Origin of the sequence: Marinobacter sp. EhC06 (genome assembly GCF_001650915.1) — a bacterium.
Classification (GTDB): Bacteria; Pseudomonadota; Gammaproteobacteria; order Pseudomonadales; family Oleiphilaceae; genus Marinobacter.
Genome location: NZ_LXYO01000037.1, coordinates 100,052 through 121,586, shown reverse-complemented (window position 1 = coordinate 121,586; position 21,535 = coordinate 100,052). Strand labels below are relative to the sequence as shown.

Below are 21,535 nucleotides of genomic sequence, written 5' to 3'. Positions count from 1 at the left end.
ACGAATGATTTGAGCAGCGCCGCCATTCCTATCAATGTCTTTGTTGCGAGCACCCCCCTCCAGCTGATCAGCTGCTCCGAGGCTCGCCACCATTATGGCTGCAGCGCCGAAACAACACTTCTCGTCATTGCCCGACCTGATAACCGGGAGACCGAGGGGCAAATGGCCTTCCTGGTCGAAGCCCTGGGGTGGCAGGGCATTGAAACTATCTATCTGAAAAAAAGTTCCTTTTATCTTCGTCTCGGTGCCGTTGCCAATAGACTTTCGCGACGAAAAATTGAAAGGTTGTTTATCGGGAACAAATCCAGCTGGATCCACGAAGTATTTTATCGGGGATTCGATAGCGAGCAGCTGATTTTCGTGGATGACGGCCTGGCGACAGTAACCTACTACCACGCCATTCACGACGAGGGTATCGCCTCCCGGATTTCACCGGCAAAAAAACGGCTTTTGAGAACCATGGGAATCCGGATTCATCGCGTTGTTCCGGAGGTGATCGCTTTCTTCACGTTCTTCCCGTTACAGAGCTCCGAGCTCGTTCAGGTGCAGGTTCATGATTTCCCGGTGTTTCGCAGAACCTTCAAAACATCGGCCCGTGACAGTAGCCAGATGCCCATGGTCGGGTTTCTTGGCCAGCCCTTCGGTGGTGAAGATCGGCTCCAGCAACTGAGACTGCAAATTCAGCACGTGGTGGAACGTCATCCTGAGAGCCGCGTGGTGTACTTTATGCACCGTAAGGAAAGCCGGGAAGAGTTGGAGAAGTTGCTTGCAGAATTTCCGCTCGAGATACGACAGGCCGGTCGTCCGATAGAGGTCGAGGTAGCTCTGTCCGGAGAAACGTATCTGGCTTTCTACAGCTTTGCTTCAACGGCTCTGTTCACTCTGAAAAAGATTTTCCCGGAAATCCGGGTTTTCCAGATTGATGATGCCGCACTTGGTGCGCGGCTACCCTACTATGACGAAATAAGAAGTATGTTCAGGAGCGTCGGCGTGGAAACAACGCTCCTTCGGGGGTCACGACTTTTCGAAGCGGGCCGGTCTGTCCAGAGTCCATAACCCGGCATATTTGTTGAACGTTACCTGCGCATAGGTAACCGCCGTCAGATAACCCACAGCGCCGTCCAGAAAACCGAACCGAATGAAATATACCTGCACAAACGTCATCAGGCCCCGCAAAGTGGGGTAGATCATGGTGCGGGTCTTCTTGCCTTTACGATGCTTCTCCAGAGAACCAAGCCAGGCATACTTCGCGCTCTTCTCCAGCGAGTGGCCAAAATCCCGGTGTGTGTAGTGCGTGAGCCGGCCTCTCAGGGTTTTGATTTTGCGACCGGACGGGATCAGTATGCGTTCGTGAACCAGGGCGTCGGAAAAGCTCACACCTTCCCTGCGGAACAGCCGAAGCGGGGCTCGGCCGCTGCGCCCGAAATCCAGGCGGCTGCCATATATTGTTACCGCCCAGGGGAGCTTGTAGGCGTCTGCATCGGGATCTGCCAGGTGATCATTGATCTCCCTTGCCAGCTCGGGTGTGACGCGCTCATCGGCATCCAGTGACAGTACCCACTCACCGGTCGCTTTCTCAAGTGCGCGCTGTTTCTGGATGCCAAAACCCGGCCAGTCGGTGACTTCAACAACATCGGCCAGCTCTCGGGCCAGCTCGACAGTTCTGTCAGTACTGCCACTATCCAGGACGATGATTTCGTCTGCGACCAGCCTCGCTGACTTCAGGCAGTCGGTAATGTGGTCTTCTTCGTTTTTCGTAATAATGGTCGCTGAAACCTTGCGGGCCCTGTTTCGAACATAGGACGCGCTCAACTCTGTGAACATAGCCGAGGCGATAGAGGCCACCGCAAGCAGGTAGAAGGTGAGGAACAGAGTCCGATTGAAGGTGGCTTCGGTCAGGCCAAAGAAAAAGTACCCAATGGAGACCATGCAGCCAGCCGCCGCAAGGTGCGCCGTGGCTGCGTGGCGGCTGGACAGGTTTCTGGCAAAGATGGTCAGCGGAATGAAAATCAACAGGGCCCAGCTGAGAATGCCCGGAATGCCGCTGGTTGCGGCGTTGTTCAGCAGATCGTTATGGGCATGCCCGGTGCAGCAGTCCAGGAAGTATTTCGGCAGATTGCCATCTGCGACTTCTGCTTCAATTTTATGGGTGTATCCGCCGAGGCCTGCGCCCGTCCAGGGGTTGTCGCTGAGCATATTCAAGGCCTGCCCCCAGACTTCCAGCCGAATTTCCATGCCTGAATCCAGGTGCCCGTTGTGAAGCAAGCCATTGAGTGAACTGGACATGCGGTCGCTGGTGATGATAGCGCCGGCGACGAGCAGTGGCACAACGATCAATCCGGCAACTCGAAGCCTTTTGCTGAGCAGTGGTACGAGCACGACCAGAAGAAATGGCAGAGCAACCAGGTTGCTGCGGGTTTCAGACAGCATGGATGTCAGGACCGCAGCCGTTCCACCCGTGAAAAAGAGTATCGCCAGGCCTACCCGTTTGTCCCGGATAAAAAACATGGCAGCAACGATCGTCAACATGCCGCCCAGGAGGGCGAGATTGCCAAAGCTGATGGGATTGATCCCGCCACCGAAACGGGAATTCAGCACCTGCCCAAGCGCGCCCTGGCGGGCGGCAACGGTCACGAGAAAAATTCCTATGATTGATACTGCCATCAGTCCGAAGGCTGCGAAGGTGGTTCGGGCGCCGATCCGGGCATAGCTAATGGCAACAATGAGTGGCCAGAACAGGATAAACCGGGCGTGCGTGCCAAACGTTTTTCCACCCTCATAATCAAAGCCTTCCAGGGCCCAGGACAGAAAGCTCACCAGAACGAAAAACCAGAAGGAAAAGTGCAGCAGCCTGAGCTCTTTGGGCTTGTCCCAACCGGTTTTATACAGTGATTTCCGAGCACTGAGCACCATTCCGGCAATGGCAAGCAACAGGGTGGCGCCGGCCAGGATGCTGGAAGACAGGAGTGCGCCGCCAAACCCGATGATCAACAGTGCATGGAAGGCCAGTGTGGGGTTCAGCATACGCGATCCGGGTTGTAGGGGTTGATTTCGCCGGGTGGTCGATGGCGCATGCGCTTGTACTCCCACTGATACTGCTCGGGGATTTCTCGCACGCATTGTTCGATGGCGTGATTCATGGCCGTGGTTGCGGCCACAGGGTCCTTGTCGCCGAGGCCCGGGCCGGTCTCGCGCACGACGATCCGGAATCCGGAAGCATCGGGCAGGCGTTCCGCATAGGTGATCAGCACGTTGGCGCCAGTGCGCTGGATAAGCTTGGACACCAGGGTCATGGTCTTCACTTCCATGCCAAAGAAAGGAGCAAAGGCGTTGCCTTTACCCCGGGGTGACTGATCCGGCAGAATCCCGGCAACACCGCCTTCCCGGAGAATCGAGGCAAGTCGGGCCAGGCCACGACGGTCGCCCCGGACCAGTTCTGAGCCAAGCCGGCCGCGAACCTTGATCATATAGTCTTCGAATTCGGGCATATTCGGTGGGCTGTAAAGCGCTGCCATTTTGTAACGCGATGAGAAGAACAGCCCGGCCAGTTCCCAGTTGCCCAGGTGCGGCGCAAGGAGGATCAGCCCCTTGTCGCCGGCCATGGCCTTGTCGATCAGTTCCAGCCCCTCGGTTTCCCGGATCAGGCCAAGGCATTTTTCCACCGGCCATTCCCACATCAGGGGGACCTCGAGCATGGTCATGCCGGTCTGGGCCAGGGATCTCTTTGACATAACCGCGCGTTCGGTGTCTGAAAGCTCGGGGAGGCAAATGGACAGGTTAATGTCGGTTACCTGGCGTGACTTGGTAGGCAGTCGCCAGACCAGATAACCCACGAAACGACCCACCCGCTGGGCGCCGGCAAGGGATAACCAGCCGGCAATCCTGAGCAGCCCGGCAATGATGAAATACTTGAGCTTGCTCATTTCCGGCCGTACCGATCCTCGTAACGAACAATGTCGTCTTCACCCAGGTAAGAGCCCGACTGGACTTCGATCAGTTCCAGGTCGATGACCCCCGGATTCTCCAGCGAGTGCACCTGGCCAATCGGAATGTAGGTGGACTGGTTCTCGGTGACCAGATAGGTTTTCTCGCCGTTGGTGACCCGGGCGGTGCCACTGACCACGATCCAGTGCTCGGCTCGATGGTGATGCATCTGCACAGAGAGCTTGGCGCCGGGTTTTACCGTGATGCGTTTGACCTGGTAGCGGGCGCCGTTGTCGATGGAATCGTACACTCCCCAGGGTCGGTAGACTTCCCGATGGTTCATGTGTTCGTGGCGGCCATCGGTCTTGATTCGCTCCACCACGGTTTTGACGTCCTGAACGCTGTCTTTATGGGCAACCAGCACGGCATCCTTGGTTTCGATAACCACCAGGTTGTCCACGCCAACCGTTGCCACCAGCCGGCTATCGGCACGGATCAGCGTGTTGGCGGTGTTATGGGTAATTACGTCGCCGGTCAGGCTGTTGCCGTCCGCGTCCTTGTCACTGACTTCCCAGAGCGCGGACCAGGAGCCGATATCGCTCCAGCCGGCATCCAGGGAGACCACGGCGGCCTTGTCGGTCTTCTCCATGACGGCGTAGTCCACCGAGTCTGACGGGCATTCGGCGAAGCGTTCGGCGTTGATTCGCGTGAAGTGCAGGTCATCGGCGGTGTCTGCGATGGCGGCACGGCACGCGGCCAGGATATCCGGGCGATGGGCTTCCAGCTCCTCGAGGTACTGACGGGCACCAAACAGGAACATCCCGCTGTTCCAGAGGTACTCGCCGGAATCCAGGTAGCCATTGGCGGTCGCTTGGTCCGGCTTTTCGACAAACTTGTCCACCAGGTAGCTGTCAGGGCCCAGTTCGGTGCCACGATGGATGTAGCCGTAGCCGGTTTCCGGATGGTTCGGGACAATGCCGAAGGTGACCAGTTTCCCTTCCCGCGCCAGCGGAATGGCTTTCTTCACCCCTTCCTGAAAAGCCGTGACGTCCTTGATCAGGTGGTCGGCTGCCAATACCAGCATCAGAGGATCGTCGGCGTCGTTTTCGGCGGCCTCGGTCAGCTGCAGTGCTGCCAATGCAATCGCCGGTGCTGTATTACGGCCGCAGGGCTCCAGGATGATCCGCGTATCTTCGTGACCGGATTGCCGCATTTGTTCCGCAGCCAGGAACCGGTGTTCCTCGTTGCAGATCAGTAGAGGGTTTGCTGCGTCCATGCCCTCAAGCCGCGCAACGGTGGCCTGCAACATCGACAGGGGGCCGTTGGTCAGTTTCAGGAACTGCTTCGGATTCAGCTGGCGCGACATCGGCCAAAGGCGTGAGCCGGTACCGCCAGCCATAATGACGGGGTGAATCATCTGTACACTCCGGGCTTGAGTTAAAGAATGCCAAGTAAAACATCAAAATCAGGCGCGTCATCTTATCATAAGGCAACCATGATATTGTTCTGACCAGTCCGTAAACTGATTGCCTTGACACCAGGAATTGTGATGAAGCTGCCGTTGTCCGTTTATTACATCACCCAGAACGAAGAACTGCGATTGCCGGAATCCCTGGCGAAGGTTTCTGGCTGGGTCGATGAGGTTATCGTAGTTGATTCCGGGAGCACTGACCGAACCCGAGAAATTGCAGAAGCGGCGGGCGCCCGGTTTGTTCATAACGACTGGCAGGGGTTTGCCTGCCAGAAAGCTTTTGCCGCGAGCCTGTGCCGAAATGACTGGGTGCTGGATCTGGATGCGGATGAGGTGCTTTCGGACGAACTTGTGGCCAACATCAAGGCCCGGTTCTCAACGCCGGTTGACCCGGATGTTGCGGGGTTCCGGATGCGCTGGGTGCTGTCCCAGCCAAATCCCCGGCATCCGTTCCGTCATGATAAATCCAAGAGAATCCTCAGGCTCTACAATCGCAACAAGGCGGTGATTGAGGCCGAAAAGGACAGCAACAATGACCGACCCCAGGTGAAATCAGGCCGGGTCGTGGATCTCAAGGGCGACGTGTTGCATCGAACGCTGATTTCCCTGGAGCAGATGGAGCGCAAGTACTGCCAGTTGTCTACGGAGCAGGCTCGCTTTATTGCCGCAAAGGGGCGGCGAATCTCAAGTGCCCGTCTGTTCGCCGAGTTTCCCCTGAAGTTCCTGAAGTATTACTTGCTGCACCGACAGATTCTGAACGGCTGGTTTGGCCTTAGCGTTGCCATTACTGCGGCCAACCGGAACTTTATGCGGCTGGCGAAGGCTCGCGAGATAGAGATGCTGTCTGAGTTTGAGGAGGAAAGTACCCGGTAGGAATCAGTGTGCCCAGATTATTTTCCAGTGGCCCGGCGCTCAGTAATGGCTTTTCGATAAAGGGCCTCTGTTTGTTCAGCCATGGCTTTCACTGTGAGGGTTTCACGTGCAAACGCCACAGCGGACCGCTGGCTCTGTTTCAACGCTTCCAGATTGGCGAGCGCCCGGGCCATGAGATCGGCAAGGTCTCGGTCGTTGTGTCCGGCGCTGAGAGAGGAAGGTGGGAGAAGGTCGCGAGGCCCGGACACCGGAGTGGAGACAACCGGACAACCGTAGATGAGCGACTCAGCCAGCACATAGGGAAAACCTTCCCGCTCGGAGCTGATCACTGTCAGTTCGGCTTTGCAGTAAACCGGTGCCAGGTTCCGGCTGAACCCTGCCAGGGTGACCGATTCTCCGAGACCTGATTGTTGAATTAGACGCGCCAGCTGTTCCCGCTGGCTTCCTTCGCCGAATATGGTCAGGTGGCAGTTGTCGGCAGAGGGGCCAAGTATAGCCCAGGCCCTGATCAGCGCATCAAAGCTTTTTACGGGTTCTAGACGCCCCACGGCTATCACATTGGTGACACCTGCCGGAAGATTGGGGCCATCGTCCGCTGTATTTTGTTGGCGTTCTGAGTCGACACCATTGTAGATCAGGTGTGTATGGGGGTGTCGCAGAGATCCCAGGATCCGTGGGCTTACTGCAACGATCTCGTCGAGGCGATCAAATGCCTTGTGGCTGGACTTGGTGCCGTGCACTGTGCCGATGCGCACACGGGCAAGCTTTCCGGTTTTACCGGCCAGTTGCGCTGCCTTATTGCCCTGGGCGTGCAGGATATCGGGCGATAATTCTCGAAGTCGCCGGCGGAGGGCCAGTTGGAGCCAGAGGTTCCGTCGCCCGAGTTGAACCGGCAGTGGATGAAACTGTACGCCGGCAGGGAACTTGTCCCGATAGGTTTTATGGCCCAGCACATGGACGCTATGCCCGCGTACCGCCAGTGCACCCGCCAGATCCGCGGTGTGCTGTTCCATGCCGCCCCAGGTGGTTCCGGGTGTGGCGACAAGAAGGACAATGGTTAATTTGCCGGGAGAAGTCATGATCGGCCGGCTGCGTTTTTCAGCACGTTCTCATAAACCCGCAATGTTGCCTCGGTTTGCGCTTCCAACCTGAACCGATAGGGGATCTCGATGGCCGGCGGTTTGGCATCCAGCAGCCGGGAAACCGCCTGGGCAAATTCCTCCACGTTATCCGGTGTCACCAGCCCCTCCCTGAAACAGGCCTGCAGGGTTTCTGCTGCACCGCCCCGATTATAGGCCACGACCGGTGTTCCGGAGGCCAGGGCTTCGGTCACCGTCCGGCCAAAGGGTTCCGGTTTGGTGCTCATATGACAGACCACCTCGGCGAGCAGGTAAAGGTTGGTCATGTCATTGCGCTGGCCAAGGAAGCTGACCTTGTCGGTCAGATCCAGGCGCGCCCGTTCCTTTTCCAGTTCATCCAGGAAATGCTCTTTGCCGGGTTCCGCTCCACCGACAATGATGCCATGGCAATCTGGCCGGTCCCGCACCAGTTTCGACATCATGGCCAGGAAGTCCAGTTGCCCTTTCCAGCGGGAAATCCGCCCGGGCATCATGATGATTTTCTTCCCGGCAAGCTGCGGATATTGACGGAACCAGCGGTCCAGCCATTGCTGTGTAAGCTCCCGTTGATGGAAGGCATCCACATCGACACCCCGCTGGATGACAGTGAGCTTTTCCTCGGGGACCGGGTAGTTGTTTATCACGTAATCCCGGACACACTGGGACACCGCTATGATGTGATTGGCGCGGGTCATGATGGCACTGTAGGGCGTTACCGAGTACATACCATGGAAGGTAGATACGACCGCCGGGCGTTGCTGCTTTGGAATGCTTTTCAGGGCCAGGAAGATGATCCAGGCGGGCATGCGCGAGCGGACATGAACGATGTCCGGCTTCAATTCAAGAAGCAGTTTTCGCATCGGCAGAATCTGACCGAAGGATGCGGGGGTTTTCCGGTGAATCGGCATGAAAATATGCTTCGAACCCTGTCCCCGCAGTTGTTCCGCCATGGGGCCGCCCTTGGAGACGACAAAAGATTCGTGGCCGCGTTTGACGAGGTCGGCGGCGAACTCGACGGTACCTCTTTCCACGCCGCCGCTGTACAGCGCCGGAAGTGCCTGGAGAATTCTCAAGGTTAGGCCCCCTGGTGCAGGCGTTGATTGGTTTTGTGGCTCTTTGGCAGAAACCCGTTCTCGAGTACCCATCGGGCTGCGCGGTTGGCTTCCCAGATGGACCGGTCGTGGTCGGCCCGGCCTGCCATGACGCTGGCGTGGTCCGTCCACTTGGCAACATACCCGTCCCGTGCCAACCGTTCCACACCTTCCACAACCCGGCTGCCGGATCTGGCCGGTAGCTCGAAAAGTCCCGTTGGCACCCCGGAGGTTGCTGCCTCACAGACCATGGACATGCTGTCCGGGGTCACCCAGGCCGCCCGTGAGGCGGAAAGTTGGTGGCTTAGCCAGTCCTCGTGGGTCTGCTGGGGGTGAACAACGGTAATCCGCAGTCCGGCCATGTCGTCGAGGCGGTCCTGCAGGGACTTCGGTGTTCGCCGTGAGGTACTGATGGTCCAGCGCCAGTCGGGGTACTGACCAATCAGGTGTGATATCTGGCCCAGGACGACATCATCGTCCCAGTCGAAGTGCGGCGAAGGCCCACCAATGAGTAATAGCGCTTCTAGTTTCTCAGTGATTCTGGCCAGGGGTGTGATGGTATTCAGAACGCCCTCGGTTAACAGCACCCGCGGGCCCGGTTGGACGCGATCGTGGGCCGGAATCAGGGCGCCGCTGACCAGAGACAGCGGAAACGCTGGCTTCATAATGACCAGCGTTCGGGTTCCGCGAAGTTTTCGCAGTGCAAGCAGTAGGCGGTGAGTACCAGACCCGGCCGCGATGACCAGATCGGGGCGAGGCAGTGACGCCTCCATGCGTGGTGCGGAACCCAGCAATGCACGCCACAGCGGCACCGGTACCGTGGAAGCATCAACCCAGTAGGTGCTTGCCCCGGCCAGGACACGAAGCCGATTGCCAAGCCCCTTCAGCTGATTCCGGTGGCCCGGCTTGTTGTCGGTGAGAAGCCACACCACGGGTGTGGATGCATCCTGCGTTCTGGGGTCGGGTTTGGCCATGGTGTTCCGGCATGCACTGCCGGCCTCCGTGTTGCCTGAATTCTTCGTTACCGGCGTTTGTAGAATCCCGGATCGTTCTCATCCGGGCGTGTTTTGAAGCGCCGATGCATCCACAGATATTGATCAGGGGCGCGCCGCACTTCCCGCTCTATAGCCTGGTTGATCAATGTTGCATCCTTGAGATCGTCCCCGCTGGGAAAGTTCTCAAGGGCAGGGTGGAAGTAAATGTCGTAACCCGGGCCATCCTCGCGCCGGAAATGACTGAACGGAACCACTGCGCATCCGCTACGCTCGGCAATCCTTGACGTAGCGGTAATCGTGCCCGCTGGTATTCCGAAGAACGGCGCAAAGACAATATCCTTGCGGCCGTAATCCTGGTCGGTGGCATACCAAACCGCCCGGTTTTTCTTCAGGCTGCGAAACAGGCCCCGCAGGTCTCTTGCGCCCAGCACAGTGCCATAGCGGCGTTCACGGGCTCTCGTCATCACGGCGTTCATCAGCGGATTATTGTGATCGCGCTGCATGACGTCTGCCTCAATAAATTCGGTCACCAGGCTCCCGCCCAGGTCCAGGGTGCTGTAATGGCCCCCCAATAATAAAACGCCTTTGCCCTGGGCCAGAGCATGCTCGAAATGCTCAAGGCCATGGACTTGCGTGATGCCTGTCAGTTTGGCTGGATCGCGAAACCAGGCGATGCCCAGTTCCAGCAAACCGATGCCATTGGCAATAAACGCATTCCGAACCAGCGCCGATTGCTGGGCGGCAGTAAGTTCCGGAAAACAAAGCTGGATATTCACCTCGGCGATGTGTCGGCGACTGCGGGCAAAGCGTAGCGCCAGCAGTCCCGCCAGCTTGCCCAGCCACCACTGAACACGTATTGGCAACCGGGACACACACCACATCAAAAAGATTCCCAGCCAGGTGGGCCACCAGCGGGGATGGCGATAGGCCGAGTAATCCGTGTTGCGCGGTAATTTGCGGTATTTCTTTTTCACGTAGAGCACGTCCTGCAACGTCTGAATTAATCAAAGGTGGCACAATGGCCCGAGCGATCAATCGGAAGCAAATCAATAGGTTTTGCGATATGATAACGCACTGCTTTGCCCGGAGTCCTGTGTGCTGCAATTTATCTATTCCCAGCTTATTCGGCTGATTCTGCCGTTCATCCTGCTGCGCCTATGGTGGAACGGACGTCGAGCTCCGGAGCTCAGGCGTAACTGGTACCAGCGCCTGGGTGTTGTGCCCCGGGCAAGCGGCACGGTTGTGTGGGTACATGCGGTTTCGGTGGGTGAAACCATTGCGGCGGCGCCGATGGTTCGGCGTCTTCTGGTCCGGAACCCGGGTATTACTATCCTGATGACTGCCATGACCGACACCGGTCTGTCCCAGGCGCGCAAGATGTTCGGTGATCAGGTGCAGTACGCCTACGCACCCTATGACACGCCCGGTGCCATCCGACGCTTCCTGGACCGGGCCAATCCGCGGATCCTGGTTATCATGGAGACCGAAATCTGGCCGAACATGATTCGCCAGTGCCGGGCCCGCCGGGTTCCCGTGTTCCTTATCAACGCCCGTCTGTCAGAGCGATCCGCTCGGGGGTACGAGCGCATCCGTGGCCTCGCCGCTCCCATCATGCAGAGTATCAGCTGGGTGGCTGCCCAGGCCGAGAAAGACGCTGAGCGCTTCCGGCGAATAGGGGTTGCGCCTGCCAAAGTGGCCGTCACAGGTAGCGTTAAATTTGACGTGGATATTCCAGAGGATTTGCGGGCATCGGCCACGAGGCTTCGGCAGAAACTGGCACGTCGGCCAGTCTGGATTGCCGGCAGCACCCACGGCAGCGAGAATGAGCAACTCCTCGCAGCCCATGGAAAAGTTTTGATTGAACATCCGGACGCCCTGCTTATCCTAGTTCCGAGACACCCCGACCGCTTTGAGCCGGTGGCGGAGAAAGCGGTGAAGGAAGGGCTGACTCTGGCCCGCCGATCGCGCGGAGAGGACCCAGCCCAAGCCCAGGTGTATCTGGGAGATACCATGGGGGAGCTGATGATGCTTTACGGAGCCAGCGATCTGGCGTTCGTTGGCGGCTCGTTGATCGAGCGCGGTGGGCATAATCCCCTGGAGCCTGCCGGATGGGGAATTCCGGTGTTTTCAGGCCCCCACATCTTCAATTTCGAGACGATTTACCAGCGCCTGCTGGATGACCGGGGCGTGAAACTGGTTTCTGATGCAGATGATCTGGCCGCTCACGTGTCGTCCCTCTTTAGCGATAGCAGGGAACGCGAAGCGATTGGTCAACGAGCGCTGGAGGTTGTGAACAAGAACCGCGGGGCGCTGGACAAGGTAGTCGATGGTATCATCGAGCGGGTGTAACACATCTGTCGAAAAATATGAGGGCGAGCCTTCAGGCCCGCCCTCATCGTTACTGAGTAGGATCGTCCAGTGTTTCTGTTTCGTTTGCCAGTGCTTCAATGCCGGGTGCGGCAGCGCTCAGCCAGTTGTTCAACTCGATCAGATCCTGAGGGCTTAGAGTGCCAGCGGCCTGTTTCAACTGAAGTGAGTTGATTACATAATCGTAGCGGGCGTTTGCATAATCCAGCAGGGCAACGTAGTAGGCCCTTTCTGCATCCAACACTTCGACAATGTTCCTTGTTCCCACCTCATAACCAGCTCGGGTAGCGTCCAGAGCACTTCGCCGGGAAATGATCGTCTGCTCCAGCGCAGAGGCTGTCTCAACATTATTGTTGACGGTCAGAAACAGGCTTCGAGTAGTAACCCGAACATCCCGCCGAACGGTGTTTAGTGACTGTTCCGCGACCGTTACCAGTGAACGTTGTTGGCGAACGCCCGCCTGCGTGCCACCACCTGAATAGAGGGGGACATTCAGCGTAAGACCGATAGTCCCGCGGGTCGTAGTACCATCCTGCTGGCTGGTAATCGGAGCGTTGGAACCATCAATTCCATTCAAATCTGTTTTGCCGTAAGACGCGTTCAGATCCAAAGTCGGATAGTGCCCGGCTTTTGCTTCCCTGAGGCTGGCTTCGTTGGCATTCAGCTCATAAAGAGCTGACTGGATAGACCAGTTCTGTTCCAGGGCGGTTGTTTCCCAGGCCGAAGGGTCCATTGGATCCGGGCGACCTAGTGGGAAATTCTGGCGCAGGTTGTCCAGCTTTTCAGCGTACTCCCCAGTCAATCGGGCCAGTTGCTCTCTTGCGACATTCAACCGGTTCTCTGCCGCAATACGCTGACTCTTGGTGTCGTCAAAGCTCGCTCGAGCCTCATAAACCTCAGTAATGGCAATCAGCCCTACATCAAAACGCTCCTGAGCTTGTTCATATTGGCGCTGAATCGCTGCTTCGGCGGCCTTGGCAGTCGAAACGGTATCCTTGGCTCTCAGAACATCGAAGTAAGCGGTTGCAACATCCAGGATCAGCTGCTGCTGGGCGAGGTTGTATTCGGCGCGAGCCGATTCTGTTTGGAATTTGCTGGCGTCATACCGGAACCAGGCATCGGCCCGGAACAGTGGCTGGCTAAGCTGAACGCCGTAATTCAGTTCCTGGTAGCTGTTGTCCTGGCTGGGACCATCCACATCGATGTAATTGCCCTCACCAAAGGCGCCGATCTGGGGGAGCAATGCGCTCTGGCTGACATCGCTGGCAGCCTGTTGGGCTTCAAAGCTTGCCTGGGCTGCGGCAATCCCGGAGTCGTAGGAAAGTGCTTTCTCATAGGTCTCGACCAGATCCATGGAAAGGACGGGCTGGGCCGCCATGAGGCCAATAAGTCCTGAAAGCAATCTCTTCTTCATTCTATCTCCTGAATACAGTTACGCATCTTTGCCCGGAAGTCGGGGTGCGTGCCTGGCTGGCGGACACGCAAATTTCCCGTTTGCATGGGCCGACGGGTCTGGTGAGCCATTATGGACAATAATTGCTCGCAGCTCTACACTTGCAAATAGCACCCAGTGTGGGTGTCATGCTTTACAGAATCGCGTCTTGACGGGGTGCTGGCTTGCTTTCCGGATCACTGGAAGCAACCGGCTGAGATTGCATCGCAGAACCCGCGACCTGATCCGGATAATACCGGCGTAGGGATTTAAGACCACAGTGCTGAATGACCAGTGTTCTCCCCCGAGGGAATCCGTGTCGAGAGCTCCGTCATACGCGACCCGAAATCCAAAAATTGTTCCGGGAGCGAATGATGACCAACTTACCTGATTACCTCAGCGATTCCGCCCAGGTGGATTCCGCCGCCATTAAACCCCTGCCAAGCTCACGTAAAATCTACGTACAGGGTAGCCGACCCGATCTGCGCGTGCCCATGCGGGAAATTACCGTGCAGGACACGCCAACCGAGATGGGCGGTGAAAAGAATGCGCCGGTTGTGGTGTACGACACCTCTGGCCCCTACACCGATCCGGAAGCGACCATTGACCTGCGCAAGGGACTCAAGCCTTTAAGGGCTGCATGGATTGAGGAGCGCGGTGATGTGGAACAACTCCCCGGTTATTCCTCCGAATTCACCCGCCGCCGCATGAAGGATCCGCAGCTCGACCCACTGAGGTTTATGGATGAGCGCAAACCCATGCGTGCCAAAACGGGCCATAACGTTTCCCAAATGCATTACGCTCGTCAGGGCATTATTACCCCCGAAATGGAGTACATCGCCATTCGGGAAAACATGAAACTGCAGGAAGCCCGGGAGCAGGGGCTGCTGAAAGACCAGCATCCCGGTCAGTCCTTCGGCGCTAATCTGCCTCCTGAAATTACGCCGGAGTTTGTCCGTGACGAGGTGGCTCGCGGCCGCGCTATCATTCCGGCAAACATCAATCATCCGGAAACCGAGCCAATGATCATTGGCCGTAACTTTTTGGTAAAGATCAACGGCAACATCGGGAACTCGGCAGTCAGTTCCTCCATTGAGGAAGAAGTGGAAAAGCTGACCTGGGGCATCCGCTGGGGCTCGGATACGGTGATGGATTTATCCACCGGCAAGAACATTCATGAAACCCGGGAGTGGATTATTCGCAATTCGCCGGTCCCCATCGGCACTGTGCCGATCTACCAGGCACTGGAAAAAGTCGGCGGTGTGGCCGAGGACCTGACCTGGGAAATCTTCCGGGACACCCTGATTGAACAGGCCGAGCAGGGCGTGGATTACTTCACCATCCACGCGGGCGTTCGTCTTCACCACGTACCACTCACTGCGAAACGAACCACTGGCATCGTCTCCCGTGGCGGTTCCATCATGGCCAAATGGTGCCTGGCGCATCACAAGGAAAGTTTCCTGTACGAGCACTTCGAGGATATCTGCGAAATCATGAAAGCCTATGATGTGTCGTTCAGTCTTGGCGACGGCCTGCGCCCCGGCTCCATTGCCGATGCCAACGACGCAGCGCAGTTCGGTGAATTGGAAACCCTCGGTGAACTCACCAAGATTGCCTGGAAACACGATGTGCAGTGCATGATTGAAGGCCCCGGCCATGTGCCCATGCATCTGGTGAAAGAGAATATGGACAAGCAGCTCGAATGCTGCGACGAAGCGCCGTTCTACACCCTGGGCCCGCTGATTACCGATATTGCGCCGGGCTACGATCACATCACGTCCGGCATTGGTGCCGCCATGATCGGCTGGTTCGGCTGTGCCATGCTTTGCTACGTCACACCCAAGGAACACCTGGGGCTGCCCAACAAGGACGATGTGAAAACCGGAATCATTACTTACAAGATCGCCGCCCACGCCGCCGACCTGGCGAAGGGGCACCCGGGTGCCCAGATTCGCGATAATGCGCTCTCCAAGGCCCGTTTCGAATTCCGTTGGGAAGATCAGTTCAACCTCGGTCTGGACCCGGATACGGCTCGCGCCTACCACGATGAGACCCTGCCGAAGGAATCCGCCAAGGTGGCGCATTTCTGTTCCATGTGCGGTCCGAAGTTCTGCTCCATGCAGATTTCCCAGGAGGTTCGGGATTATGCGAAGGAGCACGGCCTGGATGAGGTATCCGCAGTGGATGCCGGCATGCAGGAGAAATCCCGCGAGTTCGTGGAGTCCGGGAGTAAGCTTTACGACAAGGTTTGAACTTGAAGTAATACCCAACTAAAGGCTATCGTTCCAAGTCGATTCAACGACCGGATGAAAAATGGCCAAACCGTTCCAGTTCAACGCCAACGACGTCAAAGTCGAGAAACGTGAAACCGTCTTCCAGGGCTTCTTCCGCATGGATAAGCTCTGGTTGACCCACCCGCGTTTTGATGGCCGGGACATGCCCGTATTCACCCGCGAACTCTTTATTCGCGGCGATGCCACCTGCGTGCTGCCCTACGATCCGGAACGGGACGAAGTGGTTCTGCTGGAGCAATTCCGCCTCGGTGCCCTGGGCCGCGACCAGTCGCCCTGGCTGCTGGAGCTCGTAGCGGGGATGAACGAAGATGGTGAGAGCCCGGAAGAGGTGGCGCAGCGGGAAGGCCAGGAAGAGGCGGGGCTAACATTTGAACCGCTGGAAAAAATCTGCGATTACCTGGTATCCCCGGGCGGCAGCACCGAGATGATTCATCTGTACTGTGGCCGCGTGAGCACCGAAGATGCCGGCGGGCTCTATGGCATGGAACACGAACACGAGGACATCCGTGCCCATGTGGTGTCTTCGGATGATGCCATAGCGATGATCCACGATGGCCGTATCAACAACGCTGCCGCCATTATTGCCCTCCAGTGGCTCGAACTGAATCGTGCCCGTTTGAGGAAGGGTGGCAGTGATGGGTGAGTGGAGCATGAAGCCCAAGCGGTACGTTCCTGATCTGAGGCAACTTGGTGCCCTGTGTGATGGGAACTATCAGCGGCTACAGAAATTGCGGCAGCTGGAAGTGGACGGCAAGCCCGTCTGCGAATTTGAGCTGCACCGTGAAAACCTTTATCTGGGACGAGTCCGGATTCAGGTGCTTCAGACAGCCAAATTCACCGAAACCCTGCTTCTTGAACAGGTCCACAATTCCGGGCGCTGGCTCAATAATCCTCAAATGACCGTGCGGGTCTACCACGACGCCACTATGGCAGAAGTGATCAGTTGCTACCGTGATCGCCAGATTGCCCCCGTCAATGATTACCCCAATCGCTTCATGCACCACCCGGATGAGAAGGTTCAGGTCAACGGTTTCCTTGCCGATTGGCTGGATTACTGTCTTCGGTTTGGTCACCTTCCCATGGAGCATGCCGCCTGGTCTGCCGGTGAAGGCGTCGACTGAGGCGGGCTGTCATAGGCTCATCCCGTACTAAAGTGGTGTGGCTATGGCTCTACGATGTGCCATAGTTGTCAAAAATTGCAATATTTCGCCAAAGTCTGGCCAGAATGTGACTCCGGTTCGATTCCAAAGTGATAAATCCGCGAACCGGCGTCGTACACTTGGTTTAACACCACGTATTGCCAGTGAGTAGATCCAGAAAGCCATGACCATAAAGGAACAAGCCCGGCCACTGCGGGTACTGCAGCTGACTGATCCCCACCTGATGGCGCGTGCCGATGGAGACCTGTTGGGCGTCAGAACCCGGGAAAGCCTGCAAGCGGTTATTGCAGAGGTACTGAAAGTACACGGCCAGCCGGACCTGATTCTGGCCACCGGAGACCTTGCCCAGGATGGGTCGGTGGAAGCCTACCGTGTGTTTGGCGAGAGCCTGAAAGTATTTTCCTGCCCATCAGTCTGGATTGCCGGTAACCATGATCATGCGGCTAACCTGGTGACAGTCGCTGGCGAGTATGATGCCTGCGCCCGGCATGTGATCCGGGGTGGCTGGCAGTTCATCATGCTGGACTCCTCCGTGCCCGGTAGGGTTTTTGGGGCTCTGGCCGATTCAGAGCTGGATTTCCTGGCCCAAGCCCTGGAGCGGCACCCGGATATGCCAGCGGTCGTTGCTTTGCATCACCACCCGGTGGATATTGGTTCTGACTGGATGGAAAAAATTGGACTTACCAACCGGGACGCGTTCTGGCAGGTGGTCGATCGATTCCCTCAGGTAAGGATCGTGTTGTGGGGGCACATTCACCAGGAGCATGAGCGCGAACGTAACGGCGTGCAACTTCTGGCCACGCCGTCCACCTGTATCCAGTTTACCTCAGGTTCCAGCAAGTTTTCGGTTGAGGACCTTCCGCCTGGCTACCGTTGGCTCGAATTCCACGAGTCCGGGGACTTCACCACGGAAGTCCGCCGGGCGAAAGATTTCCAGTTCGAGCTGGATCAGAACAGTACGGGTTACTGAAGGCTTGTCCGCAGTTCCCGAGCAGCAGCGACCATGCTTCTCAAGGCGGGAAGCACCTCCTCCCATTGGCGAGTCTTCAGGCCACAGTCCGGGTTAACCCATAGCCGCTCCGCCGGTATCCGCTCTGCTGCTTTCACCATCAATGATCGGATCTGCTCGCTGTCCGGAATGTTGGGTGAGTGGATGTCGTAGACTCCTGGGCCGATGTCGTTTGGATACTGGAAGCCACGGAAGGCATCGAGAAGTTCCATGTCCGAGCGGGAGGTTTCGATGGTGATAACGTCCGCATCCATTCGGGCGATGGCTTCAATAATGTCGTTGAATTCCGAGTAGCACATGTGGGTGTGGATCTGGGTTTCGTCGCGAACGCCATTTGCAGCAATCCGGAAGGCTTCGATGGCCCAGCCCAGGTAGTCGTTCCAATCGGATTGCCTTAGCGGCAGGCCTTCCCTCAGGGCGGCTTCATCAATCTGGATAATGCCAACCCCGGCGGCCTCCAGATCAAGTACCTCCTCCCGGATTGCCAGTGCCAACTGAAGACAACTCTCCCGTCGTGGCTGATCGTCTCGTACGAACGACCAGTTAAGAATGGTGACGGGGCCCGTCAGCATGCCCTTCAGAGGCTTTTCGGTGAGCGACTGGGCGTAGCGGATCCACTCGACGGTCATGGGGTTCGGGCGTGAGATGTCACCGAACAGGATGGGGGGCTTCACGCACCGGGACCCGTAGGACTGTACCCAACCGAATTGGCTGAAGGCATAGCCGTCCAACTGCTCGCCGAAATACTCGACCATGTCATTGCGCTCGGCCTCGCCGTGGACAAGAACATCGAGCCCGAGGGCCTCCTGCTCGGCGACGCAGCGACGCACTTCTTCCCGAATCCGACGGGTGTAATCCGCTTCTGTCAGCTCGCCCCTGCGGAACTGTAGCCGGGTCTGGCGAATATCCCGCGTCTGGGGAAAGGAGCCGATGGTGGTGGTAGGGAAGCGTGGTAAACCAAGCTTCTGCTGTTGGGTGTTGATGCGGTCCGGGTACGGGCTTTGGCGCTGTCCGAGTACCGGGCTGATGTCAGCGATTCGGGCCCGGACAGAGGCATCGTGCACTCGTGCGGACGTTTTCCGGTTATTCACGGCGACCGTCGATTCTGCCAGCTGTTTGCGAACGGCTGCTCTGCCGTGATTCAACGCCGTGGAGAGAGTATTCAGCTCGTCCAACTTTTGAATTGCAAATGCCAGCCAGCTGCGGATTTCCGGATCCAGCTTTTCTTCGCTCGCGAGATCGACAGGCACATGGAGCAGAGAGCAGGATGGCGCGAGCCAGAGACGATTCCCCAACTTTTCGTAGACCGGTTCCAGCCAGTCCAGGACTTTCTCCAGATCCGTTTTCCAGATATTCCGGCCATTAATGACGCCCAGAGACAGATGCTTGTGCGGAGGCAGCCAATCGACCACCCGGGCGACTTCCTGCGGGGCGCTGATGGCGTCCAGATGCAATCCCGCCACAGGTAGCTCACAGGCCAGTTGCAGGTTTTCACGCAACTCACCGAAGTAAGTGGTTACCAACAGCTTTGGAGCGCTGGTTTTAAGGTGGTGGTAGGCCAGGCTGAAGGCGTGGCGCCAGTCTGCGTCCAGGTCGGTCACAAGCGCGGGTTCGTCTACCTGAACCCACTCAATGTCATGCTCTGCCAGTAGATCCAGAAGCTGTGAGTAAACAGGCAGCAGCGATTCCAGCAGCGAAAGCCGATCACTCTCATCTTTGGCTTTGCCCAGCCAGAGGTAGGTGACCGGTCCGATGATCACCGGCTTCGGGGTGAGCCCCTGAGCCCGGGCCTCGGTGATCTGTTCGATCAGCCGGTTGCCATTGAGTTGGAAACGTGTGTGCTGGTGAAACTCGGGCACGATGTAGTGGTAATTGGTGTCGAACCATTTGGTCATTTCCCCGGCCTGAACACCACAGCATGCTGATTCCCGCCCGGAGCGGCCCCGGGCCACTCGAAAATAGCGGTCAAGCTCATTGCCGCCGGTGTCGCCCACCCGCTCGGGCACATTGCCCAGGGTGAAGCTCATGTCCAGTACCTGATCGTAAAAGGAGAAGTCGCCGACGGGCACCTGGTCAAGTTGGTGTTGGTTCTGCCAATGCCTGCGCCGAAGATCGGCACCGGTAATCTGCAGTTCCTCCTCGTTGATCTGGCCTTTCCAGAAGGCTTCCTGGGCAAATTTCAACTCGCGGCGGGCGCCAATACGGGGGAAGCCGAGAGAGTGTGTAGTTACCATGATGTGTCCTCTGCTTGGTTCTTTGGTTTGCAACAAGGGCAGAGTATCTGTCTGGATGGATGAAAAATAATGGTATTATTTCAGGCAACGATGAATATTAGTCATATATGGGGTGTCGATGATCGAGCGGAGCCATCTGGAAATTCTCAGGGCGGTCAATCAGCAGGGTTCTCTGACGTCAGCCGCCGAACGCCTGCATCTGACCCAGTCTGCCCTCAGCCATTCCATTCGTAAGCTGGAACAGCTGCTGGGTACCGACATCTGGGTGCGGGAAGGGCGGCAGCTCAGGCTCACTCAGTCTGGTGAGTATTTGCTGTCACTCGCCAACAGACTGTTGCCGCAGATGGAGCATGCGGAAATGCTGATTGGTCAGTTTGCCAGGGGGCAGCGTGGCACGCTGCGAATCGGGATGGAGTGTCATCCGTGCTATCAATGGTTGCTGAAAGTGGTCGGGCCCTACCTGGAAGACTGGCCCGGGGTGGATGTGGATGTGAAGCAGAAATTCCAGTTTGGCGGCATTGGCGCACTGTTTGGTCACGACATCGACATGCTGGTGACTCCGGACCCGTTGCACCGCCCGGGCTTGGTTTTCGAGCCTGTGTTCGACTACGAGCAGGTGCTGGTGGTGGCAGCGGACCACGTGCTGGCAGAAAAAGCGTGGGCTGAACCCGAGGATCTGGAAAAAGAAACCCTGATCACCTACCCGGTAGAGATCGAGCGTCTCGATATCTACACGCGGTTCCTGTTGCCGGCCCATGCCAGTCCTGCGCGACATAAAACTATCGAGACCACCGATATCATGTTGCAAATGGTTGCCGCAGGTCGTGGGGTAGCTGCGCTTCCGCGGTGGCTGGTTGAGGATTACGGGGGCCGGATTCCGGTTCGGCCGGTGCAGTTGGGTGAGGCGGGGATTCACAAACAGATCTTCCTGGGCCTTCGTGAACGGGATCGGGAGGTAGATTACCTGAATTCGTTCATGAAGCTGGCAAGTGAGGTTCGCTGGAGTTAACGTCTTCAGTTAAACTGCGCAAAAAATTCGTTCAGGAAACCAGACTATGAGTGAGATACCCGCAGACCTGAAATACATTGAGACCCATCAATGGGTTCGCGTGTCAGATGATGGCACGGCGACGGTCGGCATTACCGATTTTGCCCAGGAGCAGCTGGGCGATGTGGTTTATATCGGTGTTCCGGATGTGGGCGCCACCGTGAATGGTGGCGAGGAAGCCGGCGTTGCGGAGTCGGTCAAGTCGGCTTCGGATGTGTTCAGCCCTGTGACTGGTGAGGTTATCGAGGTGAATGAGAGCCTCGAGGATGAGCCGGAGAAGGTTAACGAAGATCCTTATGGCGACGGCTGGCTTTACAAGGTTCGGCTTGAGGATGCCGGTGAGCTGGATGGCCTGATGGATTCTGCAGCTTATGCGGAGCATGTGGCGGCCGAGGAGTAACGCTTCCACTTGGGAGGCTGGCCTGACGTGGCGGGCCTTCCAAAACACGCTGTGAATACGTCCTTGTACGCTTGGCTCCGCCATCCCTGGCTCCGCACAGTTTTGGAAGGCCAGCCACG

At 57.4% G+C, this 21,535-nt stretch carries 18 protein-coding genes and 1 riboswitch; of the genes, 9 read left to right on the top strand and 9 right to left on the bottom strand.

Annotated features, from left to right (window positions below; all coding sequences use genetic code 11):
- Positions 1-9: 9 nt before the first annotated feature.
- Positions 10-1,056 carry a polysialyltransferase family glycosyltransferase gene (locus tag A8B84_RS20290; RefSeq protein ID WP_138103211.1) on the top strand — a complete coding sequence of 349 codons (1,047 nt, stop codon included), beginning with the start codon at positions 10-12 and terminating at the stop codon, positions 1,054-1,056.
- Here A8B84_RS20290 and A8B84_RS20285 read toward each other — a convergent pair.
- From A8B84_RS20285 to A8B84_RS20275, 3 genes are read right to left on the bottom strand one after another with little or no spacing between them, the layout of a single operon-like run.
- Positions 1,015-3,024, bottom strand: a complete 2,010-nt coding sequence (locus A8B84_RS20285) for an O-antigen ligase family protein (RefSeq protein WP_064230298.1) — start codon at positions 3,022-3,024, stop codon at positions 1,015-1,017. The genes A8B84_RS20290 and A8B84_RS20285 overlap by 42 nt on opposite strands.
- Entirely contained in the window at positions 3,018-3,923 is a 906-nt protein-coding gene (locus A8B84_RS20280) for a lysophospholipid acyltransferase family protein (protein ID WP_064230297.1), read from the bottom strand. Before A8B84_RS20280 ends, A8B84_RS20285 begins: the two co-directional genes overlap by 7 nt.
- On the bottom strand, positions 3,920-5,341 hold the full coding sequence (locus A8B84_RS20275) for a mannose-1-phosphate guanylyltransferase/mannose-6-phosphate isomerase (protein ID WP_064230296.1): 1,422 nt from the start codon (positions 5,339-5,341) through the stop codon (positions 3,920-3,922). The genes A8B84_RS20280 and A8B84_RS20275 overlap by 4 nt, the downstream gene beginning before the upstream one ends.
- Before the next feature lie 132 nt (positions 5,342-5,473).
- Here A8B84_RS20275 and A8B84_RS20270 point away from each other — a divergent pair, with 132 nt between their 5' ends.
- Positions 5,474-6,268 (top strand): glycosyltransferase family 2 protein, encoded by a 795-nt coding sequence (locus A8B84_RS20270; RefSeq protein ID WP_064230295.1) that lies wholly within the window; start codon positions 5,474-5,476, stop codon positions 6,266-6,268.
- 17 nt (positions 6,269-6,285) lie between these two features.
- On the opposite strand, the gene A8B84_RS20265 is transcribed toward A8B84_RS20270, so the two are convergent.
- Genes A8B84_RS20265 through lpxL form a run of 4 tightly spaced genes read right to left on the bottom strand, consistent with a single transcriptional unit; the run spans position 6,286 to position 10,446 of the window.
- Positions 6,286-7,347 carry a glycosyltransferase gene (locus tag A8B84_RS20265; protein ID WP_064230294.1) on the bottom strand — a complete coding sequence of 354 codons (1,062 nt, stop codon included), beginning with the start codon at positions 7,345-7,347 and terminating at the stop codon, positions 6,286-6,288.
- Entirely contained in the window at positions 7,344-8,459 is a 1,116-nt protein-coding gene (locus tag A8B84_RS20260; RefSeq protein WP_064230293.1) for a glycosyltransferase family 4 protein, read from the bottom strand. Before A8B84_RS20260 ends, A8B84_RS20265 begins: the two co-directional genes overlap by 4 nt.
- Before the next feature lie 2 nt (positions 8,460-8,461).
- A complete protein-coding gene (locus A8B84_RS20255) occupies positions 8,462-9,451 on the bottom strand; it encodes a mitochondrial fission ELM1 family protein (RefSeq protein WP_064230292.1) in 990 nt (329 codons plus the stop codon).
- Between the two features lie 47 nt (positions 9,452-9,498).
- Complete coding sequence (lpxL, locus tag A8B84_RS20250) at positions 9,499-10,446, bottom strand: LpxL/LpxP family Kdo(2)-lipid IV(A) lauroyl/palmitoleoyl acyltransferase (protein ID WP_082905244.1); 948 nt, start codon at positions 10,444-10,446, stop codon at positions 9,499-9,501.
- Between the two features lie 121 nt (positions 10,447-10,567).
- Here lpxL and waaA point away from each other — a divergent pair, with 121 nt between their 5' ends.
- Entirely contained in the window at positions 10,568-11,821 is a 1,254-nt protein-coding gene (waaA, locus tag A8B84_RS20245; RefSeq protein WP_064230291.1) for a lipid IV(A) 3-deoxy-D-manno-octulosonic acid transferase, read from the top strand.
- A gap of 49 nt (positions 11,822-11,870) precedes the next feature.
- Here the strand turns inward: waaA and A8B84_RS20240 are convergent, their stop codons facing one another.
- Positions 11,871-13,253 carry a TolC family outer membrane protein gene (locus A8B84_RS20240; RefSeq protein ID WP_064230290.1) on the bottom strand — a complete coding sequence of 461 codons (1,383 nt, stop codon included), beginning with the start codon at positions 13,251-13,253 and terminating at the stop codon, positions 11,871-11,873.
- 181 nt (positions 13,254-13,434) lie between these two features.
- A riboswitch (TPP riboswitch) is annotated at positions 13,435-13,557 on the top strand.
- Positions 13,558-13,645: 88 nt separating this feature from the next.
- Between A8B84_RS20240 and thiC the strand changes: the two genes are divergently transcribed.
- The 4 genes from thiC to cpdA all read left to right on the top strand — a co-directional run bounded on the left by thiC (position 13,646) and on the right by cpdA (position 17,695).
- On the top strand, positions 13,646-15,523 hold the full coding sequence (gene thiC / locus A8B84_RS20235; protein ID WP_064230289.1) for a phosphomethylpyrimidine synthase ThiC: 1,878 nt from the start codon (positions 13,646-13,648) through the stop codon (positions 15,521-15,523).
- Between the two features lie 61 nt (positions 15,524-15,584).
- The gene (locus A8B84_RS20230) at positions 15,585-16,208 is read left to right on the top strand and encodes an NUDIX domain-containing protein (RefSeq protein ID WP_064230288.1); all 624 of its coding nucleotides are present in this window, start codon (positions 15,585-15,587) and stop codon (positions 16,206-16,208) included.
- On the top strand, positions 16,201-16,686 hold the full coding sequence (locus A8B84_RS20225) for a DUF1249 domain-containing protein (protein ID WP_064230287.1): 486 nt from the start codon (positions 16,201-16,203) through the stop codon (positions 16,684-16,686). The genes A8B84_RS20230 and A8B84_RS20225 overlap by 8 nt, the downstream gene beginning before the upstream one ends.
- 202 nt (positions 16,687-16,888) lie before the next feature.
- The gene (gene cpdA, locus A8B84_RS20220; protein WP_064230286.1) at positions 16,889-17,695 is read left to right on the top strand and encodes a 3',5'-cyclic-AMP phosphodiesterase; all 807 of its coding nucleotides are present in this window, start codon (positions 16,889-16,891) and stop codon (positions 17,693-17,695) included.
- On the opposite strand, the gene metE is transcribed toward cpdA, so the two are convergent.
- Positions 17,689-19,968 (bottom strand): 5-methyltetrahydropteroyltriglutamate--homocysteine S-methyltransferase, encoded by a 2,280-nt coding sequence (gene metE / locus A8B84_RS20215; protein ID WP_064230285.1) that lies wholly within the window; start codon positions 19,966-19,968, stop codon positions 17,689-17,691. The genes cpdA and metE overlap by 7 nt on opposite strands.
- A 118-nt stretch (positions 19,969-20,086) precedes the next feature.
- On the opposite strand from metE, the gene A8B84_RS20210 reads away from it, so the two are divergent.
- Both A8B84_RS20210 and gcvH read left to right on the top strand, forming a co-directional pair.
- Positions 20,087-20,977 (top strand): LysR family transcriptional regulator, encoded by an 891-nt coding sequence (locus A8B84_RS20210; RefSeq protein ID WP_064230284.1) that lies wholly within the window; start codon positions 20,087-20,089, stop codon positions 20,975-20,977.
- A gap of 46 nt (positions 20,978-21,023) precedes the next feature.
- Positions 21,024-21,416 carry a glycine cleavage system protein GcvH gene (gcvH, locus tag A8B84_RS20205; RefSeq protein WP_064230283.1) on the top strand — a complete coding sequence of 131 codons (393 nt, stop codon included), beginning with the start codon at positions 21,024-21,026 and terminating at the stop codon, positions 21,414-21,416.
- Positions 21,417-21,535 lie beyond the last annotated feature (119 nt).

Bases quoted from the DNA above. Each gene is read 5' to 3' on its own strand.
- A8B84_RS20265 (WP_064230294.1), bottom strand. From the start codon at position 7,347: ATGACTTCTCCCGGCAAATTAACCATTGTCCTTCTTGTCGCCACACCC.
- A8B84_RS20280 (WP_064230297.1), bottom strand. From the start codon at position 3,923: ATGAGCAAGCTCAAGTATTTCATCATTGCCGGGCTGCTCAGGATTGCC.
- A8B84_RS20255 (WP_064230292.1), bottom strand. From the start codon at position 9,451: ATGGCCAAACCCGACCCCAGAACGCAGGATGCATCCACACCCGTGGTG.
- A8B84_RS20225 (WP_064230287.1), top strand. From the start codon at position 16,201: ATGGGTGAGTGGAGCATGAAGCCCAAGCGGTACGTTCCTGATCTGAGG.
- A8B84_RS20230 (WP_064230288.1), top strand. From the start codon at position 15,585: ATGGCCAAACCGTTCCAGTTCAACGCCAACGACGTCAAAGTCGAGAAA.
- A8B84_RS20285 (WP_064230298.1), bottom strand. From the start codon at position 3,024: ATGCTGAACCCCACACTGGCCTTCCATGCACTGTTGATCATCGGGTTT.
- A8B84_RS20270 (WP_064230295.1), top strand. From the start codon at position 5,474: ATGAAGCTGCCGTTGTCCGTTTATTACATCACCCAGAACGAAGAACTG.
- A8B84_RS20275 (WP_064230296.1), bottom strand. From the start codon at position 5,341: ATGATTCACCCCGTCATTATGGCTGGCGGTACCGGCTCACGCCTTTGG.
- A8B84_RS20240 (WP_064230290.1), bottom strand. From the start codon at position 13,253: ATGAAGAAGAGATTGCTTTCAGGACTTATTGGCCTCATGGCGGCCCAG.
- gcvH (WP_064230283.1), top strand. From the start codon at position 21,024: ATGAGTGAGATACCCGCAGACCTGAAATACATTGAGACCCATCAATGG.
- metE (WP_064230285.1), bottom strand. From the start codon at position 19,968: ATGGTAACTACACACTCTCTCGGCTTCCCCCGTATTGGCGCCCGCCGC.
- thiC (WP_064230289.1), top strand. From the start codon at position 13,646: ATGACCAACTTACCTGATTACCTCAGCGATTCCGCCCAGGTGGATTCC.
- cpdA (WP_064230286.1), top strand. From the start codon at position 16,889: ATGACCATAAAGGAACAAGCCCGGCCACTGCGGGTACTGCAGCTGACT.
- A8B84_RS20210 (WP_064230284.1), top strand. From the start codon at position 20,087: ATGATCGAGCGGAGCCATCTGGAAATTCTCAGGGCGGTCAATCAGCAG.